Origin of the sequence: Acinetobacter sp. C32I (assembly GCF_023702715.1) — a bacterium.
In the GTDB taxonomy this organism is placed as follows: domain Bacteria; phylum Pseudomonadota; class Gammaproteobacteria; order Pseudomonadales; family Moraxellaceae; genus Acinetobacter.
Window position 1 is genome coordinate 2,568,396 of the sequence record NZ_CP098480.1, and the last position, 13,224, is coordinate 2,581,619.

Genomic DNA, 13,224 nt, shown 5'->3' on the forward strand with positions numbered 1-13,224 from the left:
TTGCCTCTTATAGAACTTCAGGAGCCAATGAAATGATTTTCATGAACTGTTCAGTACGAAGTTCACGAGTCACTGGTCCGAAGATACGAGTAGCAATCGGAGCTTTGTTGTTGTTCAAAATAACAGCTGCGTTATCGTCGAAACGAATAACTGAACCGTCTGGACGACGGATGCCGAATTTTGTACGAACAACTACAGCATTCATCACGTCACCTTTTTTAACACGTGCGCGTGGAATTGCTTCTTTTACAGTAACTTTAATAATATCGCCAACTGAAGCATAACGACGGTGTGAACCACCAAGTACTTTAATACATTGTACGCGGCGTGCACCACTGTTGTCTGCTACGTCGAGCATACTTTCGGTTTGAATCATTGCCCTACTCCAAAACCGAGCATCACCGGTCACAATTTCGAAAGGCTCAAAGAGTACTCGAAATTGTCCGATGATGCAACAAGAACGTCTAATTACTCAGCAGCAGCTTCAACTACTTCCACTAAAGTCCAAGCTTTAGTTTTAGAAATTGGGCGGCTTTCTTTGATGGTTACCAAGTCGCCTAATTTAGCAACATTGTTCTCATCATGAGCGTGTAATTTAGTTGAACGGCGGATTGATTTGCCATACAACGGGTGTTGAACGCGGCGTTCAATAAGCACAACAATAGACTTGTCCATTTTGTCGCTTACGACTTTGCCGGTTAACGTGCGGACTGTTTTTTCACTCATTGTCCGTTCCCCTGTTTTTCGGTAAGGAGTGTCTTAATACGAGCAATTGTCTTACGAGCAATTTGCACTTCATGCGATTTGCCTAATTGACCAGTTGCTTTCGCCATACGAAGACGGAATTGGTTAAGCTGTTGCTCATCAAGCAAAGCTTTCAACTCTTCTACCGACTTTTCACGTAGATCTTTAGTTTTCATTACATCACCGTCCGAGTCACGATAGTGGTTTTAAACGGGAGTTTAGCAGCAGCTAAAGCAAAAGCTTCACGCGCTAACTCATCGCTAACACCTTCAATTTCGTACAGGATCTTACCTGGCTGGATCTGACAAACCCAGTATTCCACGCTACCCTTACCTTTACCCATACGAACTTCTAATGGTTTTTCGGTAATTGGTTTGTCTGGGAATACGCGGATGAAGATTTTACCACCACGTTTAATACGACGGCTAATGGTACGACGTGCAGCTTCAATCTGACGCGCAGTCATACGACCACGTTCAGTTGCTTTAATTGCAATCGAACCAAATGATACTGTACTACCACGATGCGCTAGACCAGTGTTACGGCCTTTGTGCACTTTACGGAATTTGGTACGTTTAGGTTGCAACATGGATTATTCTCCCTTGTCAGCAGCACGGTCACCGCGACGACCACGACGCTCTTGACCTTCACCACGACCACGACCGCGTTTAGCTGGACGCTCTTCAGCAGGAGCAGGGTTCATGACTTGTTTCATGCCACCTAAGATCTCGCCACGGAAAATCCAAACTTTAACACCGATCGTACCGTATGTTGTTTCTGCACGCATAGTAGCATAGTCGATGTCAGCACGAAGTGTATGCAAAGGTACACGACCTTCACGATACCACTCAGTACGAGCGATCTCTGCACCACCTAAACGGCCAGAAACTTCAACTTTGATACCTTTAGCGCCAGCACGCATTGTGTTTTGAACCGCACGCTTCATAGCACGACGGAACATAACACGCTTTTCTAATTGAGAAGCAATTGCTTCAGCAACTAAACGTGCGTCCAAGTCAGGGCGATCAATTTCATTGATGCTAACTTGAGCTGGAACACCCATAATGTTGGTGAGTTCGCGCTGTAATTTCTCAATATCTTCGCCTTTTTTACCGATAACGATACCAGGACGAGCAGTGCTAATAGTTACTTTAGCAGCGCCTGTAGGACGTTCGATAAGAATATTGCTGATCATCGCGTTTTTAAGTTTTTTGATTAAAAACTCACGAACTTGAAGATCTTTAAGCAAGTATTCAGCGTATTGTTTCGGACTCGCATACCAGTTAGCGTTATGGCGTTTCACAACACCTAGGCGGATACCGATTGGATGAACCTTCTGACCCATATCAAACCCCTACCTTAACGGTGATGTGACAAGTACGCTTAGTAATACGATCTGCACGGCCTTTAGCACGTGGCATGATACGTTTAAGGCTCATGCCTTCATCAACGTAAATCGTAGTTACTTTAAGGTCATCAACATCTAAGCTGTTGTTGTGTTCAGCATTCGCGATTGCAGATTCAAGTGCTTTTTTAACAAGCACAGCTGCTTTCTTGTTGCTGAAGTTTAAAATGTCTATCGCACGTGCAACCGACTTACCACGGATCAAATCAGCAACTAAACGTGCTTTTTGTGCCGAGATAGCGGCACCGCGTAATTTAGCAGTTACTTCCATCATAGCACCTATTAACGTTTAGACTTCTTATCAACACCGTGACCACGATAGGTACGAGTTGGCGCGAATTCACCCAATTTATGACCAACCATGTGTTCAGTAACAATTACTGGAACGTGGTTACGGCCATTGTGAACAGAAATTGTTAAACCAACAAAGTCTGGAAGGATCATTGAACGACGTGACCATGTTTTGATCGGCTTACGGTTGTTAGCAGCAATCGCAGCTTCAACCTTAGCGAACAAATGCGCGTCGACGAATGGACCTTTTTTTAATGAACGAGGCATTATTCAGATTCCCTTACTTGACGCGACGGTCGCGAATAATCATCTTAGTCGTACGCTTATTGGTACGTGTCTTGTACCCTTTAGCTTTTTGACCCCATGGACTTACAGGTTGAATACCTTTACTACGTCCTTCACCACCACCGTGCGGGTGATCTACCGGGTTCATCGCCATACCACGAACGGTAGGACGAATACCACGCCAGCGCGCAGCACCAGCTTTACCCAATGAACGAAGGTTGCTTTCTTGGTTAGAAACTTCACCAATTACAGCGCGACATTCAACATGGACTTTACGCATTTCACCAGAACGTAAACGAACGATAGCGTAAGAACCATCACGACCCAACAATTGAACTGAAGTACCAGCAGAACGTGCTAATTGAGCACCTTTACCGATTTTAAGTTCAAGGTTGTGAAGGGTAGAACCGATTGGCATGTTACGAAGTGGTAAGCAGTTACCTGGACGAATTGGAGCATCGTTACCAGATTGAACTTTATCACCAGCACGTAAGCCTTTAGGTGCAATGATGTAACGACGTTCACCGTCAGCATATTTCAATAAAGCAATATGAGCTGTACGGTTAGGATCGTATTCGATGCGCTCTACAGTCGCTGGAATACCATCTTTGTTACGTTTAAAGTCAACAATACGGTAGTTTTGCTTATGACCACCACCCACGTGACGTGTAGTGATGTGACCATTGTTATTACGACCACCAGTACGTTTTTTAGCTTCTACCAACGGTGCATAAGGCGCGCCTTTGTGAAGATGGTCATGAACCACTTTCTCTACAAAGCGACGTCCTGGAGACGTTGGCTTACATTTTTGAATTGGCATAATTCTCGTCCTTATTCCGCTGCGTTTTCAGCGGTATCGCCCAAGTCAGCCATTTCTACATCTTGGCCAGCTTTCAGGGTGACGTATGCTTTTTTCACATCAGAACGACGTCCTAATGTTTTACCAAAGCGTTTTGTTTTACCTTTAGTGATCGTTGTATTGATTTTTACAACTTCAACACCGAAGAGTTGCTCAACTGCTTTTTTGATTTCAAGTTTGTTTGCATTTAATGCAACTTTGAACACTTGAACACCAGCAGTATCACCTAAAACTTGTGCTTTTTCTGAGAATACTGGTCCTAATAGGACTTGATAGATACGTTCGTTGTTCATCCGAGTTCTACCTCAATTTTCTTAGCAGCAGCTACAGACATTACAACTTTATCAAATGCGATCAAGCTAACAGGATCAATAGCAGTAGCATCAACCACATCAACGTGTGGAAGGTTGCGAGCTGCGAGATACAAGTTCTCATCTACAGCATCTGTAATGATCAATGCGCGAGTTGCATTCAAGTCTGTAAGTTTTGCAAGCAAGTCTTTAGTTTTTGGAGCTGCAACAGCAAACTCTTCAACTAATACAAGACGATCTTGGCGAACAAGTTCAGCTAAGATACATTGCATTGCACCGCGATACATCTTACGGTTTACTTTTTGAGACCAATCTTGTGGGCGAGCAGCAAAAGTTTTACCACCACCAACCCAGATCGGGCTACGAATAGAACCCGCACGAGCGCGACCAGTACCTTTTTGACGGAATGGCTTTTTACCACCGCCAGAAACATCTGCACGTGATTTGTGAGCACGAGTACCTTGACGACCACCAGCTAAGTAAGCTGTAACAACTTGGTGTACAAGAGCTTCGTTAAATTCACGTCCGAAAGCAACTTCAGACAATTCAACAGCAGAGCCGGAAACAGTTTTTAAATTCACAGTATTTCCCCTCAGGCCTTGATGGTAGGACGTACGATAACGTCACCGCCAGTTGAACCAGGAATAGCACCCTTAACAACTAAAACAGAACGTTCAGCGTCAATAGATACAATTTCAAGACCTTGAACTGTTACGCGTTCGTCACCTAAGTGACCAGCCATTTTCTTGCCTTTGAACACGCGACCAGGAGTCTGGTTTTGACCTGTAGAACCTAATACACGGTGAGATACAGAGTTACCATGAGTAGCATCTTGCGTACGGAAATTCCAACGCTTAACACCACCTTGGAAGCCTTTACCTTTTGATTGACCAGTTACGTCAACAATTTGACCAACTGTGAACAAATCAACACCGATAGAAGCACCAACTTCACGGCCTTCAAGCTCAGCTTCAGTAACACGGAACTCTTTAACTAAACGACCAGCAGCAACACCCGCTTTCGCGAAGTGACCTTTCTGAGCGTTAGTTACGCGCGATTCGCGACGTTCACCAGTAGTTACTTGAATTGCTTGATAACCATCAGTTTCAAGTGTTTTGATTTGCGTAATGCGGTTTGGATCGACTTCGATAACTGTAACAGGTACAGATACACCAGCATCTGTAAAGACGCGAGTCATACCACATTTGCGACCGACTAAACCAATAGCCATGTGCATAAACCTCTAATAAAGCGGCCTAATTAACTTATAAATAAAGTTAATTAACCGAAAGCCTTAACCCAAAGCGATCTGAACATCTACACCAGCAGCAAGATCTAACTTCATCAATGCATCAACAGTTTTATCTGTTGGTTGAACGATGTCGATCAAACGTTTATAAGTGCGGATTTCATACTGGTCACGAGCGTCTTTGTTGACGTGTGGTGAAGTAAGAACGTTGAAGCGTTCGATGCGAGTAGGCATCGGGATTGGACCACACACTTGTGCGCCAGTACGCTTAGCGGTTTCTACGATCTCTTGAGCAGATTGATCAATCAGACGATGATCAAAAGACTTCAAACGGATACGAATTCTCTGGTTAGACATACCAGTAAACTCCAAGCCAAATATATAAAGAATCACCCATGACGCACCTCACCTTTTGGTAAGTGTCAAGGGCAGTGAAAATCACTATGGTCGTGATCGATGCCACGACTGTAATGCGTTGACTACTTTCTTCGTAGTGAACGCCCTCCATTTGAGGGTCGCCCATTATAACGATTGTTTAAGTCTTATGCAATTCTTCTTTTCTTTTTTTAATAAAATTCCTGTTTACTATGCGCTCACCACATAATCAATTGCCTGATTCAGCAATCGATTTCCTTGCTCAAATTTACTCTTTAGGGTTCTTTTTAATTCAGACATTGGCTGAACATACTCACCATTGAATACAGCCATGTCTTCTTCATTTTCAATCAGCAGCGCCAGCGCATGAGGAGTCATTTCAGGATGAAATTGAAATCCGAGCACATTACGCCCAATTTGGTACATCTGGTTACGACACACTTTATTCTCAGCCAGACGAATCCCCCCTTTCGGAATCTCAAAGGTCTCACTATGCCATTGCAAAATATTTAACTGTTCTGGGACTTGAAAATAGTCTTCAGGGACATGCGAAGCACGCCCAACATCCATCCACCCCAATTCCTGATGCGGATTACGACTCACAGCTGCACCCAAAGCATTGGCAATCAATTGCCCACCCAGACACAAACCAATTGCAGGTTTACCTGCAGCCAGATAACGACGCAACCATCTTTTTTCCAGCCTCAACCAAGGATAGTTCGCCTCATCATTCACACTCATGGTCCCGCCCATAATAATCAGTAGATCGACTTCATCGACACGTGGCAGGGCTTCCAATTCCAATGGCAAATCAACCGGCAAAGCAAAAAACTCAGTTGCAGTAATTTTTGCTTTGTGTGCTTTTAAAAAGTCATAGCAACTGCCAAAACCCTCGCCAGCAATGTGCTGAAAATAATGCACTCTTAAATGCGACTTCATGCGCTAAAACCTATTGTAGTTAGAATGATACTTAGTCTTAGCAAAAATAAAGCCAGTTTTAGACGATGGGCCAAATCTGTACGGATTCTGTACAAAACCTGCAAAGCACTGGCGACTTTGCTGATTTTCTCTTAACCTAACTCATTATATTGATTTGATTTTGCCCCATGACAACACACAATAAAGCACAGACCCAACTGATTCACGCACCAAGAAAAGCCGCTCAATACATTGAAACCATCCAGCCTCCCTTATTTCGTGCATCAACCATTATTTTTAAAAGCACAGCGCACCTTTTTGACCGCCATTGGACCGATGCCTATGACTATAGTTATGGCACACACGGTACACCAACAACGTTTACATTAGGGGACAACATTGCCCAAATTGAAGGCGGACGTTATTGCTTACTTGCACCAAGTGGATTATCAGCGATTAATCTCGTGAATAGTGCCATTTTAAGTTCAGGGGATGAGGTTTGGGTTGCCGATAATATTTATGGCCCCAATCTTGAGCATTTAAATCATCTGCAAGATCGTTATGGCATCACCGTTAAAATTTATAATCCGATTGATGCCAATAGTTTTCAACCGACTGAAAAAGCGAAATTGATTTGGCTCGAAGCAGCGGGATCAGTCACGCTAGAATTCCCCGATTTAAAAAATTTGGTGAAAAAAGCACAGCAAGCCAATGTACTCACTGCGCTGGATAACACATGGGGTGCAGGACTGGCTTTTAATGCCTTTGATTTTTCAGATGAACATCTGTCCGTGAACATCACCGTCCATGCACTGACCAAATATCCAAGCGGCGGTGGTGATATCTTAATGGGTTCTGTCGTCACAAATGACCAAGCACTCCATCACAAACTCTATCGCATGCATGCCATCCAAGGAATTTCTGTTTCAGGCGACGATACCGCACAGATTCAACGCAGCTTGGCGCATATGTCTTTACGCTATGAACAGCAAGCGCAAAGTGCACTCACCCTGTTGAATTGGTTAAAACAACAAGCACAGTTTAGCCAAGTCTTACATCCAAGTGATCCTGATGCAGCAGGCCATCAATTCTGGGCAGAAGTTTGTCGCACTGGCAAAAGCGCAGGCTTAGTCAGTGTCATTTTCAAACCTGAATATGATCTCAATACGATTCGAAAGTTCTGTGACAATCTCAGCCTGTTTAAATTGGGATTTAGCTGGGGTGGCCCTGTTAGCCTGGCCATGCTGTATGACCTCAAACACATGCGCACGCTGCAAAATACACATTTACAACAAGGTTTATTGGTTCGCTTCTGTATAGGACTAGAACATCCAGAAGATTTAATACAAGATATCCAAAACGCATTAAAACAGCTCGATTGAGATTAAAAACAGGTGAAGAATGAGTACGCCAATCGTTATTGCTAAAAAAACCACAGATACAACACAAGAGATTGTTTTACATTCTAAATTTGCCAACCGACACGGCTTGATTGCCGGTGCAACTGGAACAGGTAAAACCGTCACCCTCAAGGTGATGGCCGAGAGTTTTTCTCGTATTGGTGTACCCGTGTTTCTTGCCGATGCCAAAGGTGATGTTTCCAGTCTGGCCAAAGCAGGCAGCAGCAATCCCAAATTCGATGAACGCCTGAAAAGCCTGCAACTAGATGCCATTCCTTTTGCTGCCGCACCTGTGATTTTTTGGGACTTATTCGGTCAGCAAGGTCATCCGATTCGCACCACCATTTCAGAAATTGGCCCCCTATTATTGGCGCAAATGTTGAATCTGAATGACACACAGGAAGGTGTGCTTTCGGCGGTGTTCCGTGTTGCCGATGATCAAGGTCTATTACTGATTGACTTTAAAGACCTAAAGGCCATGCTGACCTATGTCAGTGAAAATGCAGCCAGCCTTAAAGCTGAATATGGCAACCTATCCCCTGCCAGTCTGGGTGCAATCCAACGTAATTTACTCGCCCTAGGTGATCAGGGTGGCGAGCAATTCTTTGGTGAACCAAGCCTAAATATTCTCGATTTCATTCAAACTGATACCAATGGTCACGGCTACATCAATATCCTAGCTGCTGATAAATTGATGAACACACCAAAGCTTTATGCGACCTTCCTGCTCTGGATGATGTCTGAATTGTTTGAACAGTTGCCTGAAGTCGGTGATATGGACAAGCCAAAGTTGGTGTTCTTTTTCGATGAAGCGCATTTACTGTTTGATAATGCCAGCCCTGCTTTGCAACAAAAGATTGAGCAAGTGGTACGTTTGATCCGCTCTAAAGGCGTGGGGATTTATTTCATTACCCAAAACCCTCTGGATTTACCCGAAAGCGTATTAGGGCAATTGGGGAACCGTGTGCAACATGCTTTACGTGCATTTACCCCCAAAGACCAAAAAGCGGTCAAAACCGCAGCGGATACTTTCCGTGCCAACCCTGAATTTAAAGTCGACCAAGCCATTACCGAACTGGCTGTTGGTGAGGCACTGATTAGTTGCCTAGATGAACAAGGAACACCACAGATTGTAGAACGCGGTTGGGTGATGCCTCCTTATTCCTCCTTTACCCCGATCACGCCTGAAGAACGCCAAGTGATTATTGGGCAAAGTATTGTGGCGGGTGTCTACGACCAAGCCGTGGATCGCGACAGTGCCTATGAAATGCTGCAGAAAAAAGTATTGCAACAATCCCAGCAAAAAGAAGCTGACGAATTAGCCAAACAGCAAAGCAAAGAGCAGGATGCTTTGGCCAAGCAACAGGCCAAAGAACAAGAACGCTTTGCCCGTGAGCAGCAAAAAGCCGCAGAAAAATCACAGCGTGATCGCGAAAAGCTTACCCAAGATATTGTGGGAACTTTTGCAAAAAGTGCAGCACGCAGCCTTGGTGGTAGTACAGGACAAAAAATTGTACGTGGTCTACTCGGTTCACTGTTTGGCAAATAGACAACCTATCACTCTAAAAATTAAGGGATAATTTATTATCCCTTAATTTTTTTATGGCTTTTATTTAAATATGCATTGCAAATACACCTTATAAGATGTATTTTAAATACATCTTATAAATGATAGCCAAGAGAGATCAAGCATGACTCCGCAGCAAATTGACCTAGTAAAAGCCACTGTTCCTGTTTTGCGTGAAAATGGTGTCGCATTGACTGGATACTTTTATAACCGCATGTTGGGTAATCATCCTGATTTAAAAGAAACCTTTAATATGGGGCATCAACGTAGCGGTGCGCAGGCGCAGGCCTTAGCAGGTGCTGTGTTGGCTTATGCAGAAAATATTGAAGATCCATCGGTACTTCTACCTGTAGTCGAAATGATTGCGCATAAACACGTGAGCTTGAATATCCAATCCCCTGACTACGGCATTGTCGGTGAAAACCTCTTACACTCGATTAGTGAAGTCCTCAATATTTCAATGCAAGATCCATTGATTGGCGCATGGGCTGCGGCTTATGGCCAATTGGCTGATCTATTTATCAGTACTGAAAAAGCCATTTATGATCAACACCAACAAACCCAAGGCAGCTGGTTAGGCTGGCGTAATTTCAAAATCGCCAAAAAAGTGGTGGAAAGTGATGAGATCACCTCTTTCTATCTTGCACCTGTGGATGGCGGTGCATTACCACACTATGAAGCAGGTCAGTACATCTCAGTTCGCGTATTTGTACCCGAGTTGAATTTAAGACAACCGCGTCAATACACCCTATCAACGAGCCCACAGGCAGATTATTTACGTATCTCAGTAAAACGTGAAGATGAAAAAGGCGAACTTGCAGGTGGCTGGGTATCTAGTACCTTACATGGCTTAGCTGAAGGCTCAGAAATTGAAGTCTCTGCACCAACAGGTAATTTCTATCTGATCGATAGCAGCAAACGCAATGTCTTTATCAGTGGTGGTGTTGGTCTAACCCCAATGATTGCAATGTTGAACCAATTGGTGACTTTGGATATGCCGCAACCCGTGAATTTCATTCATGCCTGCCGCAGCAGCCAAGTACATGCCATGAAGCAACATATTCAGGAACTGAAAACCAAGTATCCACGTTTAAGTACATTTACGGCGTATGAGTTTCCACATGAAAATGACAGCCTTGGTGAAGACTACGATGTCGCTGGACGTTTAGATTTAAGCAGCATCGATGCTGCACTATTACCAAGCAACGCTGATTATTATTTATGTGGCCCAATGCCATTTATGGCAGCACAACATCAGGCACTGCTTGCTCGTGGTATTCCTGCTGCCAATATTCATAGTGAAGCCTTTGGTACAGGTGGCGTTAAACTCAGCTAATCCACACTGCATTTTGCATAGGGCTAGTCTATGTTAGACTGGCCCTTTCTATTTCAAGCAATCGATTGAGTGAAACCACATGCAACTCAATAAATTTACCGATTATGCACTCAGAATTCTGATGTATGTCGCTCGTCCAAGTGATGTGCCGTATACCATTGCAGATATCGCCCAAGACTTGCATGTGTCGCAAAACCATCTGGTCAAAGTCGTGCACTTCATGGGTAAGCAACACTGGATTGTCACGATTCGCGGTAAAGGTGGTGGCCTGCGCCTCAATCCGGAAGCCAAAAATCTGAAATTAGGTGCAATTGTCCGAACTTTACAAGGCAATCATCAAATTGTGGAATGCAATACCCCGCCCTGCGTTTTACGTTCACATTGCGGACTGAAAGGCATCTTGGATCAAGCACTCGAATGCTTTTATCAAAGTCTGGATCAATATACGCTTGGCGAAGTCGTACAACAGGGTATTATTCCCTCTTCCACACGCTCAAATATCGATTTTTTAGAGCTGATTCAGAAAGCTTAAACATCGCATACAGATGAGGATTCGCACGAACGCCTCACATCCTTTATAATGGTCGTTGCTATTCCTATTCAAAAGTAAGCTTCTATGCGTCGCAGTGAAAAATCGAAAGACACCAAAGCCAAACTCGCACCGAAACAAAAAATCAGTTATGAAAAAAAGACTGACCCTGCAATCACTGAATATGCAGTGCAGTCTTTAACTTGGTTGCGCCAAGCTGAATTTTTGATGAGTGCGCCGAAACTGGCTTTATGCGTAGAAGATACGGGTTATGAAATCGCATTTGCAGGCCGCTCCAATGCCGGTAAATCAAGTGCAATTAATACCTTAACCAATCAAAAGCAACTGGCACGTGCCTCTAAAAAACCTGGTCGTACCCAAATGATCAACTTTTTTAGTTTGGGCAATCCTGACCAGCGCTTGGTCGATTTACCCGGTTATGGTTATGCGGCAGTTCCTGAAGCCATGAAAATTGTCTGGCAGAAAGAACTGGAAAATTATTTAATCCATCGTAAAAGCCTACAAGGTTTGGTCCTGTTGATGGATATTCGCCATCCGTTACAGCACTTTGACTTGATGATGTTGGAATGGGCACATTCACGTCATTTGTTCGTGCATATCCTGCTCACCAAAGCAGATAAGCTCAATCGTGGCCCTGCGAATAAAGTCTTGTTAGAAGTGAAACAGCAATTGAAGAAGATGAAACTGGATTTTTCGATTCAATTATTCTCTTCACTCAATCGTATTGGCCTAGAAGAACTGGCCAGTGTGATGGCCGGCCGCCTGAATTTCACTCTGGAGCAACCTGCCGAATTTGACCTAAGTCAGATCCCTGAAGCCTCAGAAAGCGACATCCAAGAATAAAAAGTGCATTTTATGCAACTTGATGCATAAAATAATTTTTAATTGTCCCGAATTGCTAAACACAAACACTAGGTAGTTTTCATATACTGCTTAGTGTTGGTTCATTGCACTATCGATTAGGACTAAACGATGAAATTACTATCATTTGTGAAGAACAAAGTTCTTGGTTCTTCGATTGACTATAAAATCCTCCCGCGCAAAGTAAAATTTGACTGGGAAAATACGCCAGTGGATTGGATTCCAAACCAACCTTTCGCCAGCTATTTTATTAATGAAATTAACAATATTTTACCTGCTGGTGAGTTTTGGTTTTGCCGTTTATATAACAAAGTCCTTCCAAAAATTACCGATGAAAAATTAAAGCAAGACGTCCAAGCCTTTATTCGTCAGGAAGCAATGCATGCAGTTGCACATACCTCTGCCAATAAAGAATATTTGACGCAACGCAATATTGATATTCAGCGTAACCTCGACATCATGGATTTCTTATTCACCAAGGTCTTGGCAGACAAGCCTTTCGATAAAGAAATTCCAAAAGCCCTGGAGCATCAGTGGGATTTATTCCGCTTGGGTGTGATTGCGACTGTTGAGCATATGACCTGTGTACTAGGCAAATATGCCCTGTATAACAAGCGTTGGGAAGAACTCGGTGCAGATCCAGAAATGATCGATCTGATTAAATGGCATGGTTCTGAAGAAATCGAACATCGCACCGTGGCATTTGATCTTTACCGTCATTTGGGCGGTGGCTATATCGCCCGTTACTACATGAGTGTTGCTGTGATTATTGGTGTACTTGGCCTTTGGGTCGATGGTGCAGCACATATCATGAGCCAAGACCCTCGTTTTGCCGACAAGAAACCAAGTCTGTTTAAACCATGGATCTGGATTGAATGGTCGAAGATTGCATTAAAAGACGCGAAAATTTTGCCAGGCCCAGCATGGTTGGTTGCACAACAAATTGATTACCTCATGCCGTGGTATGACCCTGTCAAAGAAGGCAATACCCAAGATGCTGTGAATTATCTAAATAATTCGCCTGCTGCAAAGCGTGCCTTGCAACAAGCCGCTTAAAGTTTAAAGATAAAAAA

General features: G+C 43.6%; 18 protein-coding genes and 1 pseudogene. 6 read left to right on the forward strand and 13 right to left on the reverse strand.

The window, feature by feature from the left end:
• Window positions 1–7: 7 nt before the first annotated feature.
• The 13 genes and pseudogenes from rplN to NDN13_RS12320 all read right to left on the reverse strand — a co-directional run bounded on the left by rplN (window position 8) and on the right by NDN13_RS12320 (window position 6,458).
• Window positions 8–376: a 50S ribosomal protein L14 gene (rplN, locus tag NDN13_RS12260; protein WP_004657680.1), complete on the reverse strand. Its 369-nt coding sequence runs from the start codon at window positions 374–376 to the stop codon at window positions 8–10.
• A gap of 92 nt (window positions 377–468) precedes the next feature.
• A complete protein-coding gene (gene rpsQ / locus NDN13_RS12265) occupies window positions 469–726 on the reverse strand; it encodes a 30S ribosomal protein S17 (RefSeq protein WP_004657679.1) in 258 nt (85 codons plus the stop codon).
• The gene (gene rpmC, locus NDN13_RS12270; protein ID WP_000849927.1) at window positions 723–920 is read right to left on the reverse strand and encodes a 50S ribosomal protein L29; all 198 of its coding nucleotides are present in this window, start codon (window positions 918–920) and stop codon (window positions 723–725) included. Before rpmC ends, rpsQ begins: the two co-directional genes overlap by 4 nt.
• Window positions 920–1,333, reverse strand: coding sequence for a 50S ribosomal protein L16 (rplP, locus tag NDN13_RS12275; protein WP_004657678.1), 414 nt, complete (start codon window positions 1,331–1,333; stop codon window positions 920–922). Before rplP ends, rpmC begins: the two co-directional genes overlap by 1 nt.
• Window positions 1,273–2,089 (reverse strand): annotated as a pseudogene (gene rpsC / locus NDN13_RS12280) (30S ribosomal protein S3). Before rpsC ends, rplP begins: the two are co-directional and overlap by 61 nt.
• A gap of 1 nt (window position 2,090) precedes the next feature.
• On the reverse strand, window positions 2,091–2,420 hold the full coding sequence (gene rplV / locus NDN13_RS12285; protein WP_004657676.1) for a 50S ribosomal protein L22: 330 nt from the start codon (window positions 2,418–2,420) through the stop codon (window positions 2,091–2,093).
• An 11-nt stretch (window positions 2,421–2,431) separates the two neighbouring features.
• On the reverse strand, window positions 2,432–2,707 hold the full coding sequence (rpsS, locus tag NDN13_RS12290) for a 30S ribosomal protein S19 (protein ID WP_004641066.1): 276 nt from the start codon (window positions 2,705–2,707) through the stop codon (window positions 2,432–2,434).
• A 13-nt stretch (window positions 2,708–2,720) separates the two neighbouring features.
• Complete coding sequence (gene rplB / locus NDN13_RS12295) at window positions 2,721–3,545, reverse strand: 50S ribosomal protein L2 (RefSeq protein ID WP_004660349.1); 825 nt, start codon at window positions 3,543–3,545, stop codon at window positions 2,721–2,723.
• Between the two features lie 11 nt (window positions 3,546–3,556).
• The gene (gene rplW, locus NDN13_RS12300) at window positions 3,557–3,877 is read right to left on the reverse strand and encodes a 50S ribosomal protein L23 (RefSeq protein WP_004641070.1); all 321 of its coding nucleotides are present in this window, start codon (window positions 3,875–3,877) and stop codon (window positions 3,557–3,559) included.
• On the reverse strand, window positions 3,874–4,476 hold the full coding sequence (gene rplD, locus NDN13_RS12305; RefSeq protein ID WP_004804113.1) for a 50S ribosomal protein L4: 603 nt from the start codon (window positions 4,474–4,476) through the stop codon (window positions 3,874–3,876). Before rplD ends, rplW begins: the two co-directional genes overlap by 4 nt.
• Before the next feature lie 11 nt (window positions 4,477–4,487).
• Complete coding sequence (gene rplC, locus NDN13_RS12310) at window positions 4,488–5,126, reverse strand: 50S ribosomal protein L3 (protein ID WP_004657674.1); 639 nt, start codon at window positions 5,124–5,126, stop codon at window positions 4,488–4,490.
• A gap of 63 nt (window positions 5,127–5,189) precedes the next feature.
• Window positions 5,190–5,501 carry a 30S ribosomal protein S10 gene (rpsJ, locus tag NDN13_RS12315; protein ID WP_000070912.1) on the reverse strand — a complete coding sequence of 104 codons (312 nt, stop codon included), beginning with the start codon at window positions 5,499–5,501 and terminating at the stop codon, window positions 5,190–5,192.
• 228 nt (window positions 5,502–5,729) lie between these two features.
• Window positions 5,730–6,458, reverse strand: a complete 729-nt coding sequence (locus NDN13_RS12320) for a type 1 glutamine amidotransferase (RefSeq protein ID WP_251115652.1) — start codon at window positions 6,456–6,458, stop codon at window positions 5,730–5,732.
• 167 nt (window positions 6,459–6,625) lie between these two features.
• Between NDN13_RS12320 and NDN13_RS12325 the strand changes: the two genes are divergently transcribed.
• From NDN13_RS12325 to NDN13_RS12350, 6 genes are all read left to right on the forward strand, one after another.
• On the forward strand, window positions 6,626–7,819 hold the full coding sequence (locus tag NDN13_RS12325; protein ID WP_251115653.1) for a PLP-dependent transferase: 1,194 nt from the start codon (window positions 6,626–6,628) through the stop codon (window positions 7,817–7,819).
• Window positions 7,820–7,838: 19 nt separating this feature from the next.
• The gene (locus tag NDN13_RS12330; protein ID WP_241304497.1) at window positions 7,839–9,386 is read left to right on the forward strand and encodes a helicase HerA-like domain-containing protein; all 1,548 of its coding nucleotides are present in this window, start codon (window positions 7,839–7,841) and stop codon (window positions 9,384–9,386) included.
• A 142-nt stretch (window positions 9,387–9,528) separates the two neighbouring features.
• Window positions 9,529–10,740 (forward strand): NO-inducible flavohemoprotein, encoded by a 1,212-nt coding sequence (gene hmpA / locus NDN13_RS12335; protein ID WP_251115654.1) that lies wholly within the window; start codon window positions 9,529–9,531, stop codon window positions 10,738–10,740.
• A gap of 79 nt (window positions 10,741–10,819) precedes the next feature.
• Complete coding sequence (locus tag NDN13_RS12340) at window positions 10,820–11,272, forward strand: RrF2 family transcriptional regulator (protein ID WP_241304499.1); 453 nt, start codon at window positions 10,820–10,822, stop codon at window positions 11,270–11,272.
• 84 nt (window positions 11,273–11,356) lie between these two features.
• A complete protein-coding gene (gene yihA / locus NDN13_RS12345; RefSeq protein ID WP_241304500.1) occupies window positions 11,357–12,133 on the forward strand; it encodes a ribosome biogenesis GTP-binding protein YihA/YsxC in 777 nt (258 codons plus the stop codon).
• Between the two features lie 129 nt (window positions 12,134–12,262).
• Complete coding sequence (locus tag NDN13_RS12350) at window positions 12,263–13,207, forward strand: metal-dependent hydrolase (RefSeq protein ID WP_023271265.1); 945 nt, start codon at window positions 12,263–12,265, stop codon at window positions 13,205–13,207.
• Window positions 13,208–13,224: the final 17 nt, after the last annotated feature.

Bases quoted from the DNA above. Each gene is read 5' to 3' on its own strand.
- NDN13_RS12325 (WP_251115653.1), top strand. From the start codon at position 6,626: ATGACAACACACAATAAAGCACAGACCCAACTGATTCACGCACCAAGA.
- rplB (WP_004660349.1), bottom strand. From the start codon at position 3,545: ATGCCAATTCAAAAATGTAAGCCAACGTCTCCAGGACGTCGCTTTGTA.
- yihA (WP_241304500.1), top strand. From the start codon at position 11,357: ATGCGTCGCAGTGAAAAATCGAAAGACACCAAAGCCAAACTCGCACCG.
- hmpA (WP_251115654.1), top strand. From the start codon at position 9,529: ATGACTCCGCAGCAAATTGACCTAGTAAAAGCCACTGTTCCTGTTTTG.
- rplP (WP_004657678.1), bottom strand. From the start codon at position 1,333: ATGTTGCAACCTAAACGTACCAAATTCCGTAAAGTGCACAAAGGCCGT.
- NDN13_RS12350 (WP_023271265.1), top strand. From the start codon at position 12,263: ATGAAATTACTATCATTTGTGAAGAACAAAGTTCTTGGTTCTTCGATT.
- rplN (WP_004657680.1), bottom strand. From the start codon at position 376: ATGATTCAAACCGAAAGTATGCTCGACGTAGCAGACAACAGTGGTGCA.
- NDN13_RS12320 (WP_251115652.1), bottom strand. From the start codon at position 6,458: ATGAAGTCGCATTTAAGAGTGCATTATTTTCAGCACATTGCTGGCGAG.
- rplC (WP_004657674.1), bottom strand. From the start codon at position 5,126: ATGGCTATTGGTTTAGTCGGTCGCAAATGTGGTATGACTCGCGTCTTT.
- rpsS (WP_004641066.1), bottom strand. From the start codon at position 2,707: ATGCCTCGTTCATTAAAAAAAGGTCCATTCGTCGACGCGCATTTGTTC.
- NDN13_RS12330 (WP_241304497.1), top strand. From the start codon at position 7,839: ATGAGTACGCCAATCGTTATTGCTAAAAAAACCACAGATACAACACAA.
- rpmC (WP_000849927.1), bottom strand. From the start codon at position 920: ATGAAAACTAAAGATCTACGTGAAAAGTCGGTAGAAGAGTTGAAAGCT.
- rplV (WP_004657676.1), bottom strand. From the start codon at position 2,420: ATGGAAGTAACTGCTAAATTACGCGGTGCCGCTATCTCGGCACAAAAA.
- NDN13_RS12340 (WP_241304499.1), top strand. From the start codon at position 10,820: ATGCAACTCAATAAATTTACCGATTATGCACTCAGAATTCTGATGTAT.
- rpsQ (WP_004657679.1), bottom strand. From the start codon at position 726: ATGAGTGAAAAAACAGTCCGCACGTTAACCGGCAAAGTCGTAAGCGAC.
- rplW (WP_004641070.1), bottom strand. From the start codon at position 3,877: ATGAACAACGAACGTATCTATCAAGTCCTATTAGGACCAGTATTCTCA.
- rpsJ (WP_000070912.1), bottom strand. From the start codon at position 5,501: ATGTCTAACCAGAGAATTCGTATCCGTTTGAAGTCTTTTGATCATCGT.